General features: G+C 59.0%; 20 protein-coding genes and 1 pseudogene. 6 read left to right on the top strand and 15 right to left on the bottom strand.

Annotated features, from left to right (window positions below):
• Positions 1-121: 121 nt before the first annotated feature.
• The gene (locus ACEN83_RS07720) at positions 122-1,195 is read right to left on the bottom strand and encodes an AI-2E family transporter (RefSeq protein WP_495579917.1); all 1,074 of its coding nucleotides are present in this window, start codon (positions 1,193-1,195) and stop codon (positions 122-124) included.
• Between the two features lie 36 nt (positions 1,196-1,231).
• Positions 1,232-2,290, bottom strand: a complete 1,059-nt coding sequence (locus ACEN83_RS07715; RefSeq protein ID WP_495579916.1) for a DUF2066 domain-containing protein — start codon at positions 2,288-2,290, stop codon at positions 1,232-1,234.
• A 384-nt stretch (positions 2,291-2,674) separates the two neighbouring features.
• On the opposite strand from ACEN83_RS07715, the gene purM reads away from it, so the two are divergent.
• Genes purM through ACEN83_RS07700 form a run of 3 tightly spaced genes read left to right on the top strand, consistent with a single transcriptional unit; the run spans position 2,675 to position 5,105 of the window.
• A complete protein-coding gene (gene purM / locus ACEN83_RS07710; RefSeq protein ID WP_007984558.1) occupies positions 2,675-3,733 on the top strand; it encodes a phosphoribosylformylglycinamidine cyclo-ligase in 1,059 nt (352 codons plus the stop codon).
• On the top strand, positions 3,733-4,383 hold the full coding sequence (purN, locus tag ACEN83_RS07705; RefSeq protein ID WP_495579915.1) for a phosphoribosylglycinamide formyltransferase: 651 nt from the start codon (positions 3,733-3,735) through the stop codon (positions 4,381-4,383). The genes purM and purN overlap by 1 nt, the downstream gene beginning before the upstream one ends.
• 8 nt (positions 4,384-4,391) lie before the next feature.
• Positions 4,392-5,105 carry a DUF3108 domain-containing protein gene (locus ACEN83_RS07700; RefSeq protein WP_007977541.1) on the top strand — a complete coding sequence of 238 codons (714 nt, stop codon included), beginning with the start codon at positions 4,392-4,394 and terminating at the stop codon, positions 5,103-5,105.
• 131 nt (positions 5,106-5,236) lie between these two features.
• Here ACEN83_RS07700 and ACEN83_RS07695 read toward each other — a convergent pair whose 3' ends face one another.
• Positions 5,237-6,862, bottom strand: a complete 1,626-nt coding sequence (locus tag ACEN83_RS07695; RefSeq protein WP_495579914.1) for a methyl-accepting chemotaxis protein — start codon at positions 6,860-6,862, stop codon at positions 5,237-5,239.
• A gap of 235 nt (positions 6,863-7,097) precedes the next feature.
• On the opposite strand from ACEN83_RS07695, the gene ACEN83_RS07690 reads away from it, so the two are divergent.
• Together ACEN83_RS07690 and ACEN83_RS07685 are read left to right on the top strand one after the other, a co-directional pair.
• On the top strand, positions 7,098-7,514 hold the full coding sequence (locus tag ACEN83_RS07690) for an OsmC family protein (RefSeq protein ID WP_492586076.1): 417 nt from the start codon (positions 7,098-7,100) through the stop codon (positions 7,512-7,514).
• A gap of 62 nt (positions 7,515-7,576) precedes the next feature.
• Positions 7,577-8,437 carry a pirin family protein gene (locus ACEN83_RS07685; RefSeq protein WP_495579913.1) on the top strand — a complete coding sequence of 287 codons (861 nt, stop codon included), beginning with the start codon at positions 7,577-7,579 and terminating at the stop codon, positions 8,435-8,437.
• 87 nt (positions 8,438-8,524) lie between these two features.
• Here ACEN83_RS07685 and ACEN83_RS07680 read toward each other — a convergent pair.
• From ACEN83_RS07680 to ACEN83_RS07660, 5 genes and pseudogenes are all read right to left on the bottom strand, one after another.
• Positions 8,525-8,626: pseudogene (locus ACEN83_RS07680) on the bottom strand (dienelactone hydrolase family protein); the annotation flags it as partial.
• A gap of 112 nt (positions 8,627-8,738) precedes the next feature.
• A complete protein-coding gene (locus ACEN83_RS07675; RefSeq protein ID WP_258684940.1) occupies positions 8,739-9,467 on the bottom strand; it encodes a dienelactone hydrolase family protein in 729 nt (242 codons plus the stop codon).
• A gap of 67 nt (positions 9,468-9,534) precedes the next feature.
• Positions 9,535-11,439 (bottom strand): molecular chaperone HtpG, encoded by a 1,905-nt coding sequence (gene htpG, locus ACEN83_RS07670; RefSeq protein ID WP_495579912.1) that lies wholly within the window; start codon positions 11,437-11,439, stop codon positions 9,535-9,537.
• Between the two features lie 81 nt (positions 11,440-11,520).
• Positions 11,521-11,973 (bottom strand): PaaI family thioesterase, encoded by a 453-nt coding sequence (locus tag ACEN83_RS07665; protein WP_007977526.1) that lies wholly within the window; start codon positions 11,971-11,973, stop codon positions 11,521-11,523.
• Positions 11,970-12,446 carry a PaaI family thioesterase gene (locus tag ACEN83_RS07660; protein ID WP_007977524.1) on the bottom strand — a complete coding sequence of 159 codons (477 nt, stop codon included), beginning with the start codon at positions 12,444-12,446 and terminating at the stop codon, positions 11,970-11,972. Before ACEN83_RS07660 ends, ACEN83_RS07665 begins: the two co-directional genes overlap by 4 nt.
• A gap of 159 nt (positions 12,447-12,605) precedes the next feature.
• Here ACEN83_RS07660 and ACEN83_RS07655 point away from each other — a divergent pair, with 159 nt between their 5' ends.
• Positions 12,606-12,878, top strand: a complete 273-nt coding sequence (locus ACEN83_RS07655) for a hypothetical protein (RefSeq protein ID WP_007977522.1) — start codon at positions 12,606-12,608, stop codon at positions 12,876-12,878.
• Positions 12,879-12,945: 67 nt separating this feature from the next.
• On the opposite strand, the gene ACEN83_RS07650 is transcribed toward ACEN83_RS07655, so the two are convergent.
• From ACEN83_RS07650 to odhB, 7 genes are all read right to left on the bottom strand, one after another.
• Positions 12,946-13,347 (bottom strand): MAPEG family protein, encoded by a 402-nt coding sequence (locus ACEN83_RS07650; RefSeq protein WP_116582318.1) that lies wholly within the window; start codon positions 13,345-13,347, stop codon positions 12,946-12,948.
• On the bottom strand, positions 13,347-14,084 hold the full coding sequence (locus ACEN83_RS07645) for a DUF599 domain-containing protein (RefSeq protein ID WP_007977519.1): 738 nt from the start codon (positions 14,082-14,084) through the stop codon (positions 13,347-13,349). The genes ACEN83_RS07650 and ACEN83_RS07645 overlap by 1 nt, the downstream gene beginning before the upstream one ends.
• A 261-nt stretch (positions 14,085-14,345) precedes the next feature.
• Positions 14,346-15,659 carry a branched-chain amino acid transport system II carrier protein gene (gene brnQ, locus ACEN83_RS07640; protein WP_007977517.1) on the bottom strand — a complete coding sequence of 438 codons (1,314 nt, stop codon included), beginning with the start codon at positions 15,657-15,659 and terminating at the stop codon, positions 14,346-14,348.
• A gap of 374 nt (positions 15,660-16,033) precedes the next feature.
• Positions 16,034-16,915 carry a succinate--CoA ligase subunit alpha gene (gene sucD / locus ACEN83_RS07635; RefSeq protein ID WP_003223019.1) on the bottom strand — a complete coding sequence of 294 codons (882 nt, stop codon included), beginning with the start codon at positions 16,913-16,915 and terminating at the stop codon, positions 16,034-16,036.
• Positions 16,915-18,081 carry an ADP-forming succinate--CoA ligase subunit beta gene (sucC, locus tag ACEN83_RS07630; RefSeq protein ID WP_003223015.1) on the bottom strand — a complete coding sequence of 389 codons (1,167 nt, stop codon included), beginning with the start codon at positions 18,079-18,081 and terminating at the stop codon, positions 16,915-16,917. Before sucC ends, sucD begins: the two co-directional genes overlap by 1 nt.
• A 179-nt stretch (positions 18,082-18,260) precedes the next feature.
• A complete protein-coding gene (lpdA, locus tag ACEN83_RS07625) occupies positions 18,261-19,697 on the bottom strand; it encodes a dihydrolipoyl dehydrogenase (RefSeq protein WP_008017863.1) in 1,437 nt (478 codons plus the stop codon).
• Between the two features lie 111 nt (positions 19,698-19,808).
• Positions 19,809-21,029, bottom strand: a complete 1,221-nt coding sequence (gene odhB / locus ACEN83_RS07620; protein ID WP_007977514.1) for a 2-oxoglutarate dehydrogenase complex dihydrolipoyllysine-residue succinyltransferase — start codon at positions 21,027-21,029, stop codon at positions 19,809-19,811.
• Positions 21,030-21,045 lie beyond the last annotated feature (16 nt).

Genomic DNA, 21,045 nt, shown 5'->3' with positions numbered 1-21,045 from the left:
GTTTGCGTTAACGCACCGGTTTTATGACAGTTTCTTTGGCGGTGCATGTGACAGTCACGCTGTGTAATCAGGCGGACCCGGTACGAACCCGGGGCAGCCCGCCATCGCCCATCGACACCTTTTACAGCTTCGGTTCGTCAACGCCCCCGTAGATATCGGAATCCTTATACAAATCTTGCACATGGCGCACCAGCACCATGATCACCGCGGCGATCGGCAATGCCAGCAGCACACCGGTAAAGCCGAACAGCTCACCCCCGGCCAGGATCGAAAAAATCACCGCCACCGGGTGCAGGCCAATCCGGTCACCGACCAGCAACGGCGTCAGCACCATACCCTCCAGCGCCTGGCCAACCATGAACACCGCGACAATGCCGAGCATCGGGTATAGATCACCACCGAACTGAAACAGCCCTGCAATCAGCGCCGCACCGATGCCGATGATAAATCCCATGTACGGTACGATCGCTGCCAGACCGGCAATCACGCCAATCAACAAGCCCAGCTCCAGCCCAACCAGCATCAGGCCTGCTGCGTAGATCACCCCCAGGGCCACCATGACCAGCAACTGGCCGCGAACGAATGCTCCGAGCACTTCATGGCATTCACCCGCCAGCGACACCGCTCGCTCCTCACGATTACGGGGCAGCAGGTTGCGGACCTTGGCCATCATCAGGTCCCAATCGCGCAACAGGTAGAAGCTCACCACCGGAATCAACACCAGATTCGCCAACCAGCCAATCACCGCCAGCCCCGAGGCCGTGGCATGACTCAGTATTACGCCGACAACATCAGTAGTCTGAGTCATATGCTCACCGATGGCGGCCTTGAGCCTGTCGAACTTCCAGAAGCCCTCCGACAGGCCGAATTTCGATTGCGCCCAGGGCAATGCCGTGTGCTGCAGCCAGTCGAGCATCTGCGGGGCCAGCTCATACAAGCGAAACAGCTGCCGAGCGAGCAGCGGCACCAGGACCAACAGCAGCGCGGTGAGGATCAATGTAAACAAGGCAAACACCGCCACTACACCCCAAGTTCGAGACAGCCCCGCCTTCTCCAGTCGATCCACCAGCGGGTCGAACAGATAGGCCAACAGCAGGGCCACCAGGAACGGCGTCAGGATCGGATGCAACAACCAGACAAAAACACAAAGCAGGACCACCCCACCGAGCCAGAACCAACGCCGCGTATCGGCCATGAACCACTCCATTGCTTCTATATAAAGAGAGAAAAACTACCAGCGAAACCGCAGTTGCGGTGTCGGGGCTGGCGCAGGCGCCGGGGCTGGCACCGCACCACCGGCGGCCGGTTGAACCGGCACTGCCGGAGTCGGCGCCTGAGCTGCCGGCGCTTCCTGCAACCGTGCCAGCGACAGTTGCGCACGCAACTGCTCGGCGCTGCCATTGACCCGGTAGACGATCCGGTCGCCGTCGACGCTTTGCACGCGCCCGCCAAAGGGCTCCAGCAAGCGCCCAAGGGACGCGTAGTGTTCAAGATTCATGCCTTGCACTTCCAGCAATTGCGCGCTCGAAGCACCCGGCTTGGCGACAAACCGCGGCGCCAGGCGCTCATTGACCGCCAGCATCACCGCATCGGCCACGGCGGCCTGATCGGCGCCCTGCACGCTGCCTGCCTCTTTTTTATCCCCCAGCCACAATTGCCACTTGGCTTGCCACTGCCCGCCCTCCTCTTTGGCGTGTACCGCGAGCAGGGCGTCGGCGTTGTAGCGTTCCGATGCCGCAAGCAAAGGGCCGGAATCTGCGCCTTCCAGATTCGGCGCGGTGGCGACGATCTGTTCGTTCAGGTCCGCCAATGGCAAGCGCAATGGCAAGCCCCGGTGCTGGGCAGCCCGCCGCAGTGGCGCCGCGCTGGCCTGGCCGTCGCCCACCAGGCTTGAACCCTCGGTGGAATCGTTGAGCCACCAGCCGAGGATCGACGGCCGATTGGCCCCCCACATGGCCAGGCCGGCGCGGCGCAGGGCCTGCTCGGTGGTAGCCGGGTCGAAATCGACTTTCAGGACTTCCGGCGGACCGGCTTCAAAGCCGTATTGGCTGATGATCTGTTGCGGATCTTTGCGAATTGCAGCCAGCCCCGGATTCTGAGCAGCCTTGGGGTCGCCGGTAAGGCGCAACACCAACGTGTCCAATGCACGTTGAGTCGCCTGGTCCCGCTCCTCGGGCGACTGGCCATTCACCGGCTCGCGCACCTGATAAAGGCCTTTGACGGTTTCGGCATGACTGACCAGGCTGACCACTGACAAACAACTGACAAGCAAGAATTTACAAAAACGCATGGAAGATTCCTGACGACAAGAGCGGCTGGAACAGACCGCATGAAGACAATCGAGCAAGGCTGTGACCATTGCCCGACGCAAAACATTCACACGTTCCGGGTAAGTTTTCGCACTGTCATAACGATAGACGGTTAATCGCGACACCTTATACAGCCATGCAGGATGCCACCGACACCGCGCATCAACGGTTTTTTTTAACGGATATGGCCCTGCTGTCGGCCTGAGGATGGCCGCTGCGGCTCAAGCCTGATAAAATCGCGCGCCTTCGCAGACCGGCAACAGCCGGGCACTTTCGAAATTCGCGTGAGGCAATCGCCCTCGTCGATTTCGGCGGCCCCGCTGAACTCGGTCGTTACCCCTGAATCCCCCCTAAAGGCCTGGATCATGAGCAAGCAACCCTCCCTGAGCTACAAGGACGCCGGTGTAGACATCGACGCCGGTGAAGCATTGGTCGAACGCATCAAGAGCGTCGCCAAGCGCACTGCGCGCCCGGAAGTCATGGGCGGCCTGGGCGGTTTCGGCGCCCTCTGCGAAATCCCGGCCGGCTACAAGCAGCCTGTGCTGGTTTCCGGTACCGACGGCGTCGGCACCAAGCTGCGTCTGGCACTGAACCTGAACAAGCACGACAGCATCGGCATCGACCTGGTTGCCATGTGCGTCAACGACCTGGTGGTGTGCGGCGCCGAGCCACTGTTCTTCCTCGACTACTACGCCACCGGCAAACTGAACGTCGATACCGCCGCCCAGGTGGTTACCGGCATCGGCGCTGGCTGCGAACTGTCGGGCTGCTCGCTGGTTGGCGGTGAAACCGCTGAAATGCCGGGCATGTACGAAGGCGAAGACTACGACCTGGCCGGCTTCTGCGTCGGCGTCGTGGAAAAGTCCGAAATCATCGACGGCTCCAAGGTTGCTGCCGGCGACGCCCTGCTCGCCCTGCCGTCTTCCGGCCCGCACTCCAACGGCTACTCGCTGATCCGCAAGATCATCGAAGTGTCCGGCGCCGACATCGAAAACACCCAGCTCGACGGCAAGCCGCTGACCGACCTGCTGATGGCCCCGACCCGCATCTACGTGAAGCCGTTGCTCAAGCTGATCAAGGAAACCGGCGCGGTCAAAGCCATGGCCCACATCACCGGTGGCGGCCTGCTGGACAACATCCCGCGCGTTCTGCCAAAAGGCGCGCAGGCTGTGGTTGACGTGGCCAGCTGGAACCGTCCGGCCGTGTTCGACTGGCTGCAAGAGAAAGGCAACGTCGACGAGAACGAAATGCACCGCGTGCTGAACTGCGGCGTGGGCATGGTCATCTGCGTGGCTCAGGAGCACGTTGAAACCGCCCTGAACGTTCTGCGCGAAGCAGGCGAGCAGCCTTGGGTCATCGGCCAGATCTCCACCGCTGCCGAAGGCGCGGCTCAGGTAGAACTGAAGAACCTCAAGGCTCATTGATGTCTCCGACCTGTGATGTGGTGGTGCTGTTGTCCGGCACCGGCAGTAACTTGCAGGCCCTGATCGACAGCACGCGGACCGGCGACAGCCCGGTCCGCATCGCTGCGGTGATTTCCAACCGCGCCGACGCCTACGGCCTGCAACGCGCCAGGGACGCGGGTATCGACACCCGCACCCTGGATCACAAGGCTTTCGAAGGTCGCGAGGCCTTCGATGCCGCGCTGATCGAACTGATCGACGCCTTCAACCCCAAACTCGTGGTACTGGCCGGATTCATGCGCATTCTCAGCGCGGGTTTCGTACGCCACTATCAGGGTCGCCTGCTCAATATCCACCCCTCGCTGCTACCCAAATACAAAGGGTTACACACTCATCAGCGCGCGCTGGAGGCCGGCGACGCCGAGCACGGCTGCTCCGTGCACTTCGTCACCGAGGAACTCGATGGCGGACCACTGGTCGTACAGGCTGTAATACCGGTAGAGTTACAGGATTCGCCGCAGAGTCTGGCGCAGCGGGTCCATGTTCAGGAACACCTGATCTACCCGATGGCCGTACGCTGGTTTGCCGAAGGTCGTCTGGCCCTCGGCGAGCAAGGTGCTTTACTGGATGGACAGCTACTCGCGGCCAGCGGCCACTTGATTCGAAACTAGGAGATTTTATGCGTCGCGCCCTGCTCTTCGCTTGCGCTCTGCTCGCTTTGCCCTTCGCTCAGGCGGCAGAACTTCAACCCTTCTCCGCCAGCTACACCGCCGACTGGAAACAGCTCCCCATGAGCGGCACTGCCGAGCGCAGCCTCGAAAAAACCAGCGACGGCAAATGGAAACTGAGTTTCAAGGCATCGATGATGATCGCCAGCCTGTCCGAGGAAAGCACCCTGACCCTGGACAAGGACACGCTGCTTCCGGAGTCGTACCACTTTGAGCGTGGCGGCCTGGGCAAGGCCAAGAAATCGGATCTGGATTTCGACTGGAACACCAAGATGATCACCGGCACCGATCGCGGTGACGCCGTCAAGCTTCCACTCAACCGCGGCATGGTCGACAAGTCCACCTACCAGCTGGCACTGCAACATGATGTCGCTGCCGGCAAGAAGACCATGAGCTACCAAGTGGTCGATGGCGGCGAAGTCGACACCTATGACTTCCGCGTGCTGGGTTCGGAAAAAGTCGACACCAAGGCCGGCCAGATCGACGCGATCAAGGTTGAGCGCGTGCGCGACCCGACGCAGAGCAAACGCATCACCGTGATGTGGTTCGCCAAGGACTGGGATTACCTGCTGGTCCGCCTGCAACAGGTCGAAAACGACGGCAAGGAGTACAACATCATGCTCCTGGACGGCAAGGTCAACGGTAAGACTGTCAAAGGCAGCTGATCCGGATCGACACGAAAAGCCCCGCCATTGCGGGGCTTTTTTTGAATCAAAAGATCGCAGCCTTCGGCAGCTCCTACATGGATCGCATAAACCTGTAGGAGCTGCCGAAGGCTGCGATCTCTTGATCTTCATCAGACCGAGAAACGTGCCACCAGCGTATTCAGGTCAACCGCCAAGCGCGACAACTCCTGACTCGCCGCACTGGTCTGATTCGCTCCGGCCGAGCTTTGTTGCGCCAGGTCACGGATGTTCATCAAGTTGCGATCGACCTCCCGCGCCACCGCCGCCTGCTCCTCCGAGGCACTGGCAATCACGATATTGCGCTCATTGATCACCGTGAATGCCGAGGCAATGTCTTCCAGGGCAACGCCCGCCGCCTTTGCCGCCTCCAGCGTCGAGCGCGCCCGGGTGTTGCTCTGCTGCATCGAGCTGACAGCCAAGTCGGTACCCTGCTGGATACCGGTGATCATCTGCTCGATTTCCCGGGTCGATTGCTGGGTGCGATGCGCCAGTGCCCGCACCTCATCAGCCACTACCGCAAACCCGCGCCCGGCCTCCCCGGCTCGCGCGGCTTCGATCGCGGCGTTCAAGGCCAGCAGATTGGTCTGTTCGGCAATCGCGCGAATCACGTCCAGCACGGTAGTGATGCCATATACCTTCTGCGCAAGATCTTCGACCTGAGCGACGTTGGTCGTGACATCTTCGGCCAGAGACTCGATCGACAGCACCGTCTGGTGCACTTGTTCGCGGCCGTGTTGGGCAATGCGGTCGGACTCGCGCGAAGCTTGCGACGTTGCTGCGGCATTGCTCGCCACTTCCTCCACGGCAGCGGTCATCTGGTTGACCGCCGTGGCCGCCTGCTCGATTTCCAGGCTCTGCTGATGCAGGCCTCGGGTAGCGTCTTCCGTGACGCAACTGAGCTCTTCCGAAGCCGACGCCAATTGACTGGATGAATCGGATATACGCTGGATGGTTTCGCGCAAACTCTGCTGCATGCTCTTGAGCGCGTGCAGCAGCCGCGCGGGTTCATCCTTGCCGGAAATGCTGATGGCTGCAGTCAGGTCGCCGCTGGCGACCACCTCCGCCACTTTCAATGACTGTGACAACGGCAACACGATGCTGCGCGTCAACAGCAGCGCCAGGCCAATAGTGATCAGCGCGCTCACACCGATCATTACCCCGACCCAGACCCGCGACTGGCTGAACACCAGGCGACCCGCTTCGGTTGCCAGATTGGCGTTGTGCCGATTGAGCTCGACCAGCTCCCTGAGCGTAACCGTGATTTCATCGGCCAGAGGATTCATCTCGCCATTGAGAATGGCCGCCGCCTCTTCCACCCGTCCCTGGGTAGCTTCGGTCATCACCTGACTCTGAAATTGCAGATACTTTGCTTCGGCGGCCTTGAAGCGGTCGAACAACACGCGCTCTTCAGGCAGCACGATCAACTTGTCATAGCGTTGCTGTGCACCATCGAGGACAGTTTTGAGATCGTTGATCTTGCTGACGTTCTGCGCCTGTGCCTGCGGGTCGCGATTAATCAGCAGACGCATGGTCAATGCTCGCAGCCGCAACATGTCCTGACTCATATCACCGACCGCCATGACACTGGGCAGCCAGTTGTCATCGACTTGATCGGACTGCGCCCGCATGTTCGACATCTGCAGCAGAGCGAAGGCGCCCAAGCCAAAAACCATCAACGCCAACAGGCCAAAACCGAGACTCGCACGCGGCGCAATATTGAGACTTCTGATGCTCATTCCCCTGGTTCCTTCCAAAAGCGCTGCGTCAGGCAGCGGGTTCTTTAGACGGTATCGGACTGTTGAAAATTTGCGTAAGACGAAAAAGTGATATCAAAACAACATTACTGCAACGGTAACGATTAAGCGAAAAGCCCCACCTGTACAAGAAAACCGGAACGCATATCCGGCACCATGCTCTATACCTTCAAGGTCTTTTGATCGAATAAATATCCTGTTGCCTGCGAGGTTTCCCATGACCGTTACCGTCAACACCGTTTCTGCCGAAGGCTTTCGCCACAGCGTACAAATCGATGACCACGAACTCTTCGCCGACGTGCCCGTCACGGCGGGCGGAGAAGGCACCGCGCCGGAACCGCACGATTATTTCGATGCCGCGCTCGGCGCCTGCAAGGCCCTGACACTCAAGCTCTATGCGAAGAAGAAGGACATCCCGTTGACCGGTGTCGGCGTCGAGGTCAAGCGCGACAACAGCCTGGAACAAAAAGGCCAATACACGCTGCACGTCAAACTGACCCTCAAGGGCGTACTCACTGACGCCCAGCGCGACGAGCTGCACCGCGTGGCCGATCGCTGCCCGATCCACAAGCTGATGACCACCACTGAAGTCAGCATCGAAACGCATTTGTCCGAAGGCGCCTTCAGCCAATAGCGGCAAGGGCTGCGCAAGCGGGTTATGCTCGAACGCATCACCCGCCCAGCCTGGAACGCACCATGACCACTCCGCTCGTGATCCGCCCCCGCACCGAAGACGTCGAAGGCCAGCCGATCCTGCGCCCACTGCCATCCGCCAAGTGCCGCAGCGTCGGGCCATTCGTGTTTTTCGATCACATGCTGGAAACCCGTTATCCGCCGGGCAAAGGCATGAACATCCGCCAGCATCCGCACATTGGCCTGTCCACCCTGACCTATTTGTTCCAGGGGCAAATCCAGCACAAGGACAGTCTGGGCTCCGACGAGGTTGTTGATACCGGCGATGTCAGCTGGATGACGGCCGGCAGCGCCATCGCCCACGTCGAACGCACGCCAGAGGCACTCAAGGAGAGCGGCTTCACGATGCACGGCTTGCAGATCTGGCTGGCATCGCCCAAGGACAAAGAACAGGGCCCGGGGCATTACAGCCACCATCCGGCGTCCACCTTGCCGGTCAGCGAAAACCTGGGGGTGAAGATCCGCATGATTGCCGGATCCGGCTTTTGCCTGGAGTCACCGGTGCCGGTGCTTTCTCCTACGTTGTACGCGGAATTGCACCTGCAAACGGCGACGACATTGCTGATTCCCACCGAACATGAAGAACGTGCGCTGTATGTGTTGAGCGGCGAAGTGCAACTGGATGGCGAGCTGATAGAACCGTATTCGCTAGTTGTGTTGCCGACCGGGGAAGAAATGACGCTTTTCGCTGAAAGCGACAGCCACGCCGTGCTGTTTGGCGGCGCGCCGCTGGACGGGCCACGGCGGATCAACTGGAATTTTGTCGCAAGCGATCCGGCGGCGATTGATGAAGCGCGCCGGCGTTGGGCGGCCGGGGACTGGCCGAAGGTGCCGGGGGAAGTTGACAGGATCGAGTTGCCCTGAAAGATCGCAGCCTTCGGCAGCTCCTACAGGGAAATGCGTTCTCCTGCAGGAGCTGCCGTGGGCTGCGATCTCTTGATCCTGGGGCAATCAGCCCTTGAACACTTCATCCAACAGATTGTGCATCGAAGTGAAGGCCCGGGCAGCCAACTTGGCGTCATACATCATCATGCCCGGCACATTCGCATGCGGATGTGACCGGATCGAGTTGCCCTGAAAGATCGCAGCCTTCGGCAGCTCCTACAGGGAAATGCGTTCTCCTGTAGGAGCTGCCGCAGGCTGCGATCTCTTGATCTTGGGCCAATCAGCCCTTGAACACTTCATCCAGCAGATTGTGCATCGAAGTGAAGGCCCGGGCAGCCACCTTGGCGTCATACATCATCATGCCCGGCACATTCGCGTGCGGATCGGTGAACGAGTGAAATGCACCGCCGTAGCTCAGCAACTGCCAGTCCACACCGGCCGCGTTCATTTCATCTTCGAACGCCGGCAACTGTTCCTTCGGCACCAGTGGATCGGAAGCACCGTGCAGGACCAGGACCTTACCCTTGATGTTTTTCGCGTCGGCCGGATTCGGGGTGTCCAGCGTGCCGTGGAAGGATACCGCGGCCTTCACCGGCGCCCCGGTACGGGCAAACTCCAGGGCACAGCAGCCGCCGAAACAGAACCCGTAGGTCGCCAGCTTCGACGTATCGACGGCCGCCTCGCCCTGGCTCTGCAACTGTTCGAACGCTACCTGCATGCGCTTGCGCAGTAACCCACGGTCATTCTTCAACGGCATCATTGCCGCGCCGGCCTCGTCATTGTTCGACGGACGAACCGATTGCCCGTAAAGATCAGCGATCAGCACCACGTAGCCCTTGGCTGCCACGGACCTGGCGATTTCCTCGGCACCGGCACTGACGCCCATCCAGTTCGGCGCCATCAACAAACCCGGACGCGGACCTTTATGGTCGGCATCGAAGGCCAGACGGCTTTCGTAGGCTTGGCCATCGATCTGATAGGCAACGGAACGTACAGTGATTTGGCTCATTTCTGACTCCTGATTGTTGAACACCAGAATGAAAAAACCCGCCGAAGCGGGTTTTTCTGCAACACAGTTAAGCGGATAGCTCGACCAACAGTTTGTTCAAGCGGCGCACATAGGCCGCCGGATCTTTCAAGCTGTCGCCGGCCGCCAGGGCCGCCTGATCGAAGAGGATGTGCGACAGATCGCCGAAGCGCTCGTCGCTCTGCTCGTTGTCGAGCTTCTCGATCAGCGGGTGAGCCGGGTTGAATTCGAAGATCGGCTTCGAATCCGGAACCTTCTGCCCGCTGGCCTCCAGAATCTGGCGCATCTGCAGGCCCAGGTCCTGCTCACCGATGGCCAGGATCGCCGGCGAATCGGTCAGGCGATGGGACACCCGGACTTCCGCAACGGATTCGCCCAGCGCGGTCTTCAGACGCTCAACCAGACCTTCTTTGGACTTCGCGACTTCTTCCGCGGCCTTCTTGTCCTCTTCCGAGTCCAGGTTGCCGAGGTCCAGGTCACCGCGCGCCACGTCGACGAAGCTCTTGCCGTCGAAGTCGCTGAGGTAGCTCATCAGCCACTCGTCGATGCGGTCGGTCAACAGCAGCACTTCGATGCCTTTCTTGCGGAAGACTTCCAGGTGCGGGCTGTTCTTGACCTGTGCGTAGGTTTCTCCGGTCAGGTAGTAGATCTTGTCCTGACCTTCCTTGGCGCGCGCCAGGTACTCGGCCAGGCCGACAACCTGCTCGCCGTCGTCGCCATGGGTCGATGCGAAACGCAGCAGACCGGCGATTTTTTCCTTGTTGGCGAAATCTTCTGCCGGGCCTTCCTTCATGACCTGACCGAAGTTTTTCCAGAAGCCCTTGTATTGCTCAGGCTCGTTCTTCGCCAGTTTTTCCAGCATGTCCAGCACGCGCTTGGTCAGTGCCGACTTCATGGAGTCGATGATCGGGTCTTTCTGCAGGATTTCCCGCGACACGTTCAGCGACAGGTCGTTGGAGTCGACCACACCCTTGATGAAGCGCAGGTACAGCGGCAGGAAGGACTCGGCCTGATCCATGACGAACACGCGCTGCACGTACAACTTCAGGCCTTTTGGCGCTTCACGCTGGTACAGATCGAACGGAGCGCGGGTCGGCACGTACAGCAGCGAGCTGTATTCCAGCTTGCCTTCGACCTTGTTGTGGCTCCAGCTCAGCGGGTTTTCGAAATCGTGAGCGATGTGCTTGTAGAACTCCTGGTATTCCTCGTCCTTGATCTCGGTACGCGGACGGGTCCACAGAGCGCTGGCGCGGTTGACGGTTTCCCATTCAACGGCCGGTTTCTCTTCGCCTTCAACGGCCGCCACTTCTTTCGGCAACTCGATCGGCAAGGCGATGTGGTCGGAGTACTTCTTGATGATGTTGCGCAGGCGCCAGCCATCGGCGAACTCGTCTTCACCGGATTTCAGGTGCAGGACGATGCGAGTGCCGCGCTCGGCCTTGTCGATGGTCGCAACTTCGAAGTCACCTTCGCCCTGGGACGACCAGTGCACGCCTTCGCTGGCAGCGCTGCCGGCACGACGGCTGTACACATCGACTTTGTCGGCGACGATGAAGGCGGAGTAGAAACCGACACCGAACTGGCCGATCAGGTGCGAGTCTTTCTTCTGGTCGCCGGTCAGGTGCTTCATGAAATCGGCGGTGCCGGACTTGGCGATGGTACCCAGGTGGGTGATCGCATCTTCGCGGCTCATGCCGATACCGTTGTCTTCGAGGGTGACGGTTTTAGCGTCCTTGTCGAAGCTCACGCGGATTTTCAGTTCGGCGCCGCCTTCCAGCAGCTCTGGCTTGGCCAGGGCTTCGAAACGTAATTTGTCGACAGCGTCAGAGGCGTTCGAGATCAATTCGCGAAGGAAAATTTCCTTGTTGGAATACAGCGAATGGATCATGAGATGCAGCAGCTGCTTCACCTCGGTCTGGAAGCCCAGGGTTTCCTTTTGAGTTTCCACACTCATGGTCATCAAACTCCAATCAGATGGCATAAGCCGCGACATTGAGGGTCGGCGGCGGGTTGTCATCTGAGTTTGGGGCTGAGTTCAGGATTTCAAGGGCTCCTCGAGTTTGAAATGTGCACGGGCCGTGGCAATGGGTTCGGCCTCGGTACTTTGCCAGGCGGTAATCGCGACGTTGGCGACCCGCCGTCCCTGGCGGCAAACCTGGCATCGGGCCCAGGTGTCGCGAAACTGCCCGGCCCGCAGGTAATCCAGGGAGAAGTCGATGATCTTCGGCACCCCGGATGATCCGGTAAACACCAGCAGGTGCAGCGCCGCTGCCAATTCCATGAACCCGGCGATCACACCGCCATGAATCGCCGGCAGCAAAGGGTTACCAATGTTGTCCTTGTTCGCCGGCAGCTTGAACAGCAGCTCATCGCCCACCCGTGAACATTCGACACCGATCAGCCGGGCATAGGGAATCAACCCCAGCAGAGAGGCGTAGTCACCTTGCTCATGGGCCTTTTGCAATTGGTCCTTCAGCGACTCGCTCATTGCGCACCTCCGGCAACTGCACCACCAAAGCCCTTGGTGCCTTTGATGCCCTTGCCCATGCGCATGAATGTGCCCATCACATGGGCAATGGGTTGTCCGGGGTCATCCTGATAGGCGAAGCCACGGGCAAAAATCACGTCGGTGGTGACCCGATAGCACTGGGCGAAGCCATAGACATCCTTGTGCGGTTCGGCGGCGTGCATATAGTCGATGCGCAGGTCTAGGGTCGGGCAGACTTCGAACTCCGGGAGCACACAGAGCGTCGCCATGCCACAGGCCGTGTCCATCAGCGAGGTCAGTGCCCCGCCATGAATCACGCCGGTTTCGGGATTGCCAACGATCTGCGGGCTGTATGGCAGCACAATCGTCAACCCTTCGCTGCTGGCGCTGTGAACGCTTAGTCCAAGTACCTGACAATGTCGCAGCGCCGACAAAAAGCGCTTCGCTCGCTCAAAAACGGGGTTCTCAGTCATTTGATAAACACTCTTGTTTAGGTTCGTGCAATGCGGTGGCAGTCCGGGTAAAAGTTCCGCATTAGAACAAAACTTATATATCTGAAAGAATTAAGGAACTTAACCCTGATGTATGGGCTCTTAAGGCCAGTAGATGCTTTTCATCAGGAGAAACACCCCATGCGTAAGACTTTAGCTATTGCCTTGATGTTGACCGCTTCCCTCGGTCTCGCTGCCTGCGATAAAAAATCCGAGGACAAAGCTCAAGAAGCTAACAAACATGCTGAGCAAGCTCAGCAAGACATGAGCAAAGCTCAGGATAAAGTGAACGACGCGGCGAAAGAAAACGCCGAAGCTGCCAAAGCTCAGGCTGAATCGAACGCGGAAGCGGCAAAAGAGGCTGCTCCGGCTGCACCGGCCACTCCGGCCGCTCCAGAAGCGCCTAAAAACTAATCCGGTTTTTAGCGTGATAAAAGAAAACCCGCCAAGTGCGGGTTTTCTTTTGCCTTCAAAAAAATGCTTAGAGCAAAATCGTTCGAAAAGTCGGACTAATCATCAGCAACAGCGAACAGATTAATCCCACCAGCCAGACCAGACTGCGTTGCCAGGCCAGGTCCTTCCAGTAACACACCAGATAAATAACCCGAGTGATCACAAAGATGATCGCGAGCAAATCGATGAGCCAGCCTGCCGTCTGCGTTGTATGCGCCATCAACACACCCACCGCAAACAATATGAAGGCTTCAAAACTATTCTGATGTGCCGCCACCGCACGGGCACCAAAACCTGTGAGTTGGCCCTGCTGCTGGCGCGGCAGATGATTGTTGTAACCGCCCTGCTCTTTCATGGCCTTGGTCACGGGCATACGCGCCACGTAAATCAGCACGGCACTGATAAACACGCACCAGAACGGAATACTCATCAAGCAGCCTCTTTGATCACCTCGGGCAATGGCGCCTCTGTAGGGGTATAGACCATCACGTCGAGAACGTCAGAGTGAAACTCGCGACGGTACAACACGAATACCACGCCGGCGCTCATCAACATGAACAACCAGGGGCTGACAAACCAGGCCAGCATGGTCATGCCGAAGTAATAGGAACGCAGACCGAAGTTGAACTGGTTGGCGGCCATGGAGATGACACGGGCCGCGCGGGAAGCAAACGCCTTGCGCTCTTGCTCCGACACAAGACGCTCGCCGACCATTGGCGCCGAACCTACCAGTACCGCCGCAAAGTTGTACTGGCGCATGCACCAGCTGAACGTGAAGAACGCATAGACAAACACCAGCGCCAGGCACAGCAACTTGATTTCCGACATGCCCTGGGACGCCTGCTGCACCATCGGGATATCCGCCAGCAACGATACCGCCCTTTCCGAAGCCCCCAGCACCGTGAGAATACCGGCCAGGATAATCAACGTACTGGAGGCGAAGAACGAAGCGTTGCGCTCCAGGTTACCGATCACGCTGGCATCGGCGATACGGTTGTCGCGCAGCAGCATGCGGCGCATCCAGTCTTCACGATAGAGGTGCAGCACACTGGCCAGGCACGCGGTGTCACGGCCTTTCCAGGTGGCATAACGGGTGTACCCGCCCCAGCAGATGACGAACCAGATGGCGGCAAGGATGTGGATCAGATTGGCTTGGATGAACGACATGCAGGTCCTTGTGATGTGCAAGAGGAGTACCGAATCCCTGTGGGAGCGGGCTGGCTCGCGAAGGCGGCTTATCATCCAACATGGATGTTGACTGACCCACCGTCTTCGCGAGCAAGCCCGCTCCCACATCAGGATTTGCAATGCTTCGACGTTAGCGCAACGCAAAAGACACCGCATCCCCCCATAAAAAAATGCCCCGTATCGATTGATACGGGGCATTTCTGTTTTTTCACTGGCCCGCTTGTGACGGGCCGGTAAAGCTTAAGCCAGCGCTTCTTCGCGCTTGCCCAGCAGACGGTCGCAGACCACGGCAACCACCAGCGTCATCACCGAAGGCACCAGCCAGGCCAGGCCCTGCTCGCTCAGCGGCAGGTGCGCCATTTGCGTCGGCATCCAGTCCGCCAGGCCTGCACCCTTGAGGGCGTCGATCAGGCCGAAGATGAACGACACCAGCATGACCGGGCCGAGGATACGACCCTGTTCATGCCAGAAGTCCTTGCAGAAGCTCAATGCCACCAGAACGATGCACGGCGGGTAGATCGCGGTGAGAACCGGGATCGAGAACGCAATCAGCTTGGTCAGGCCCAGGTTGGACACCAGCAGCGAGAACGCCGCGAGGATGATCACCAGTGTCTTGTAGGACAGCGGCACCACTCGGCTGAAGTACTCGGCGCAGGCACAGGTCAGGCCGACCGCGGTCACCAGGCACGCCAGGGAAATCAACACAGCCAGGAAACCGCTGCCCAGCGAACCGAAGGTGTGCTGCACGTAAGCGTGCAATACCGCCGCGCCATTGGTAGCGCCAGCGGCCACTTCATGGCTGCCCGATCCGAGACGGAACAGGCTGACGTAAACCAGCGCCAGACCGACGCCGGCGATCAGGCCGGCGATGATCGCATAGCGGGTGATCAGTGCCGGCGACTCGACGCCGCGGGAGCGGATGGCGTTGACGATGACGATGCCGAATACCAGGGCGCCCAGGGTATCCATGGTCAGGTAACCATTGATAAAGCCTTGGGAAAACGGTGCCGCCACATATTCAGGCGTGGCCTGGCCAATGTCTCCGGCCGGCAGGGCGAATGCTGCAATGCCCAGAACGGCCAGGGCGATGATCTTCAGCGGAGCGAGAAAGCGCCCTACGGTATCCAGCAAACGGCCTGGGTACAGCGAGATGAAGAATACCAGCAGGAAGTAAACCGAGCTGTACAGGAACAATGCCAGCGGGCTCTCGCCGGTCAGCGGCGCCAGGCCCACTTCGAAGGATACTGTCGCGGTACGTGGCGTCGCGAAGAGCGGGCCAACAGCGAGGTAGCAGGCCGCAGCCAACAGGCCACCAGCCACTTTACCGATCGGGCTGCTCAAGGCATCCATTGCGCCGCCGACCTTCGCCAGCGCCACAACGGTGATCACCGGCAGACCAACGGCCGTGACCAGGAAACCCAGCGCCGCCATCCAGACATTGGGCCCGGACTGCAAACCGACGATAGGCGGGAAGATGATGTTGCCAGCCCCGACGAACAGGGCAAACGTCATAAAACCAAGTGCCAGGATGTCCTGGCCTTTCAACACTTTCATTAAGGAAATACCACACTACTGAATCGGAATTTAGAGAGGGATTTCCCTATGGGTGAGGGAAATGCTGTCAGTCCGTATAAGACCGACCCTTTTAGCGCGTTGGTGCCTTGTGGGCCGCGGACGCAAAAATGGCGCGTAGCCTAACGAATTTGGACCAGAAACGCACTGTTAGAGGGCGAACTATCCGATACGCGACATTTTTGTGTCGCGTTTACGTATTAAAAGATCAAAAGATCGCAGCCTTCGGCAGCTCCTACAGGGAAATGCGATCTCATGTAGGAACTGCCGAAGGCTGCGATCTTTTGATCTTCAGAAACGACAAAGGCCACCCGAAGGTGGCCTTTGTTTGGTGAAGCGTCAGTCAAGCACGAGGCTTACTTGACAGCCCAACCAGTCAGCTCGGCCAGGGCCTTGCCGATGTCTGCCAGCGAACGCACGGTTTTAACGCCTGCGTCTTGCAGAGCAGCGAATTTCTCGTCTGCAGTGCCTTTGCCGCCAGAGATGATTGCGCCAGCATGGCCCATGCGCTTGCCCGGAGGAGCAGTCACACCAGCGATGTAGGAAACAACCGGCTTGGTCACGTGTGCCTTGATGTAGGCAGCCGCTTCTTCTTCAGCCGAACCGCCGATCTCGCCGATCATCACGATCGCTTCGGTCTTCGGGTCTTCCTGGAACAGCTTCAGGATGTCGATGAAGTTCGAACCCGGGATCGGGTCACCACCGATGCCGACGCAAGTCGACTGACCGAAACCGGCGTCAGTAGTCTGCTTCACAGCTTCGTAGGTCAGGGTGCCGGAACGGGAAACGATACCGACCTTGCCTGGCAAGTGAATGTGACCTGGCATGATGCCGATCTTGCATTCGCCTGGAGTGATCACGCCTGGGCAGTTAGGGCCGATCAGGGTAACACCCAGCTCGTCGCACTTAACTTTAGCGTCCAGCATGTCCAGGGTAGGAATGCCTTCGGTGATGCAGACGATCAGCTTGATGCCGCCGAAAGCAGCTTCCAGGATCGAGTCCTTGCAGAAAGGAGCCGGAACGTAGATCACGCTGGCGGTGGCGCCAGTGGCAGCTACGGCGTCTTTCACGGTGTTGAACACTGGCAGGCCCAGGTGCTCGGTGCCGCCTTTGCCTGGAGTTACACCACCAACCATCTTGGTGCCGTACTCGATGGCTTGCTGGGTGTGGAAACTACCTTGCGAACCGGTAATACCCTGGCAGATAACTTTGGTGTCTTTATTGATCAGGACGCTCATTATTTGCCCTCCGCAGCTTTGACAACTTGTTGAGCAGCGTCGGTCAGGCTGGTAGCAGCGATGATGTTCAAACCGCTTTCTGCCAGTACTTTAGCGCCCAGCTCAGCGTTGTTGCCTTCAAGGCGAACAACAACCGGGATTTTCACGCCGACTTCTTTCACCGCGCCGATGATGCCTTCGGCAATCATGTCGCAACGAACGATGCCGCCGAAGATGTTGACCAGTACTGCAGCGACGTTAGTGTCGGACAGGATGATCTTGAACGCTTCGGTAACGCGTTCCTTGGTAGCACCGCCGCCCACGTCGAGGAAGTTGGCTGGCTTGCCGCCATGCAGGTTGACGATGTCCATGGTACCCATGGCCAGGCCAGCACCGTTGACCATGCAACCGATGTTGCCTTCCAGCGCTACGTAGTTCAATTCGAACTTGGCAGCGTGCGCTTCGCGCGGATCGTCCTGCGACGGATCGTGGAAAGTCTTCAGCTTAGGCTGACGGTACATGGCGTTGGCGTCGATGTTGATCTTGGCGTCCAGGCAGTGCAGATCGCCATCAGCCTTGATCACCAGCGGGTTCACTTCCAGCAGGGCCAGATCGTGATCCTGGAACAGTTTGGCCAGACCTACGAAGATCTTGGCGAACTGGGCAACTTGCTTGCCTTCCAGACCCAGCTGGAAAGCCAGTTCACGACCCTGGAATGGCTGAGCGCCAACCAGTGGATCGATAGTGGCCTTCAGAATTTTTTCTGGAGTGTCGTGAGCGATTTTCTCGATGTCCACGCCACCTTCGGTGGAAGCCATGAACACGATGCGACGGCTCGAACGGTCAACGACAGCGCCCAGGTACAGCTCTTTAGCGATATCAGTGCACGATTCAACCAGGATCTTGGTGACTGGCTGACCATTGGCGTCAGTCTGGTAAGTCACCAGACGCTTGCCCAGCCACTGCTGTGCGAAGGCTTTGGCGTCTTCTTTGTTGCGAACCAGCTTGACGCCGCCCGCTTTACCGCGACCACCGGCGTGGACCTGGGCTTTGACAACCCACTCGCTGCCGCCGATTTTGTCGCAAGCTTCTGCTGCTGCTTCCGGGGTGTCTACCGCGTAACCGGTGGAAACTGGCAGGCCGTACTCAGCGAACAGCTGCTTACCCTGATACTCGTGAAGATTCATGCTTATTACCGTCTTCGTTAGGTACTGCGCATTCGGTGCTGCACTGTTCAGTGCCGCACCACCTGTGACTGCTGCTTGCGTAGCTGAGCTACGCAAGACTGCGTCCAGCGGATATTCCGCGGTGAGTCTTGCATGCAAGGCTCACGACGGGCCAAACCGCCGTGGTTTCTTATTATGTCTTAACGCTTCTTGCGGTTGGCGATGTGGATGGCGCCGCCATTCACTGCCAAAGCAGCTTCGTGCAAGGCTTCAGACAGGGTCGGATGGGAGAAAACCATCATGCCCAGGTCTTCAGCGCTGGTGCCGAATTCCATACCGATCGCGCCCTGCTGAACCAGTTCGGCAGCGCTTGGGCCAATCACGTGGACGCCCAGTACGCGGTCCGTCTTGGCATCTGCGATGACCTTGACGAAACCACCGGTGTCGTTGGCGGCCATGGCACGGCCGGAGGCTGCGAACGGGAAGGTGCCGACGTTAACTTCAACGCCTTCGGCTTTCAAGGCCTGCTCGGTTTTACCAACCCACGCGATTTCCGGGTGAGTATAAATAACCGAAGGGATCAAATCATAGTTCATCTGGGCCTTGTGGCCCTTGATGCGCTCGACAACCATGATGCCTTCTTCGGACGCCTTGTGCGCCAGCATCATGCCGCGAACCACGTCGCCGATGGCGTAAACGCCCGGTACGGTGGTGGCGCAGTGATCGTCAACGTGCACGAAACCGCGCTCGTCCAGGGTCACGCCGCAGTCGGCAGCCAACAGATCAGTGGTCACCGGACGGCGACCAACGGCTACGATCAGCTTGTCGAAAGTGATGTTCTGTTCGCCGTTGGCATCGGTGTAGTTCACCACGACTTCGTCGCCGTTCACTTTGGAACCGGTGACGCGAGCGCCCAGCTTGATGTCCAGACCTTGCTTGGTCAGGGTTTTCAGCGCTTCCTTGGAAACAGCGGTGTCAGCTGCCATCAGGAAGGTGTCCAGGGCTTCCAGGACAGTCACTTGCGCACCCAGGCGCGACCAGACCGAACCCAGTTCCAGACCGATCACGCCAGCGCCGATCACGCCCAGACGTTTTGGAACGGATTGGAATTCCAGAGCGCCAGTCGAATCGACGATCACATTCTGGTCAACCGGAGCTGGCGGAATGTCGATCGGACGCGAACCTGGTGCCAGGATGACGTTTTCGGCTTCGATGATTTCTACCGAGCCATCAGGCTTGGTGACTTCGACTTTCTTGCCGGCCAGCAGCTTGCCGTGACCCTGGATGGAGGTCACACCGTTGGCTTTGAACAGGGTCGCAACGCCGGAGGTCAGGCCTTTGACGATGTTGGCTTTACGGCCGACCATCGCTGGCACGTCCATGGTCACGCCAGCGTGATTGATACCGTGGATCGCGAAACCGTCCTGGGCTTCGTGGAACTTCCACGAGCTGTCCAGCAGGGCCTTGGATGGAATGCAGCCGACGTTCAGGCAAGTACCGCCCAGAGCCAGTTTGCCTTCCTTGTCGGTGTACTTCTCGATGCAGGCAGTGGAGAGACCCAACTGCGCGGCCTTGATGGCAGCGACGTAACCGCCAGGGCCCGCACCGATCACTACTACGTCAAATTTCTGCGACATGTAAAAGAATCCTCTTTTAGCTTCAAGCTACAAGCAATAAGCCACAAGCTCGAAGCCCCCACTCGTTCGCCTTGAGCTTGGGGCTTGTCACTTGCAGCTTGTCGCTGTTTTTTAAATATCCAGCAACAGACGAGCCGGATCTTCCAGCAGGTTCTTGATGGTCACCAGGAAGGTCACAGCTTCTTTGCCATCGATCAGACGGTGATCGTAGGACAGTGCCAGGTACATCATCGGACGGATAACGACCTGACCGTTGATGGCCATAGGACGCTGGATGATGTTGTGCATGCCCAGGATGGCGGCTTGTGGCGGGTTGACGATCGGGGTCGACATCATCGAACCGAAAGTACCGCCGTTGGTGATGGTGAACGTACCACCGGTCATTTCGTCCATCGACAGTTTGCCGTCGCGGGCTTTCTTGCCGAAGGTGGCGATGCCGCCTTCGATTTCAGCCAGGCTCATCAGTTCGGCGTTACGCAGAACCGGTACTACCAGGCCGCGATCGCTGGAAACTGCAACGCCGACGTCAGCGTAGCCGTGGTAAACGATGTCGCCGCCGTCGATCGAGGCGTTGACAGCCGGGAAGCGCTTCAGTGCTTCGGTAGCCGCTTTCACGAAGAAGGACATGAAGCCCAGGCGCACGCCGTTGTGGGACTTCTCGAAGAGATCCTTGTACTTCGAACGCAGCGCCATGACTTCGGTCATGTCGACTTCGTTGAACGTGGTCAGCATCGCCATGTTCGACTGGGCTTCAACCAGACGCTTGGCCACGGTGGCACGAACGCGGGTCATCGGCACGCGCTTCTCGATGCGGTCGCCGGCAGCGAACACAGGAGCAGCGGCAGCCGGAGCAGCAGCCTTGGCAGGTGCGGCAGCAGGAGCGGCTTTCTTGGCTTCGACAGCGGCAACCACGTCTTCCTTGGTGACACGGCCATCTTTGCCGGTGCCTTTGACGGAAGCCAGGTTGATGCCGTTTTCTTCGGCCAGCTTGCGAGCGGCTGGAGCGGCGATAGCGTCTTCGTCAGCGCCGGCAGCCGGAGCTGCGGCAGCAGCGGCCGGAGCAGCAGCGGCAGCCGGAGCGGCAGCAGCAGCGCCGCCTTCAACGATGGAGCCCAGGACTTCGTCGGACAGAACGGTGTCGCCTTCGTTCTTGACGATAGCGCCCAGCACGCCGTCAGCGGTAGCCAGCACTTCCAGCACGACTTTGTCGGTTTCGATGTCGACGATCAGTTCGTCGCGCTTGACCGCATCGCCCGGTTGTTTGTGCCAGGTGGCAACGGTGCCATCGGCAACCGATTCCGGGAAAGTGGGGGCTTTGATCTCGATAGCCATTGTCTGTGGTTCCTTA

It is taken from the genome of Pseudomonas sp. Pseusp49 (genome assembly GCF_059491875.1).
The sequence above is the reverse complement of the archived record's forward strand: the minus strand, read 5'-3'. Positions and strand labels throughout refer to the sequence as shown.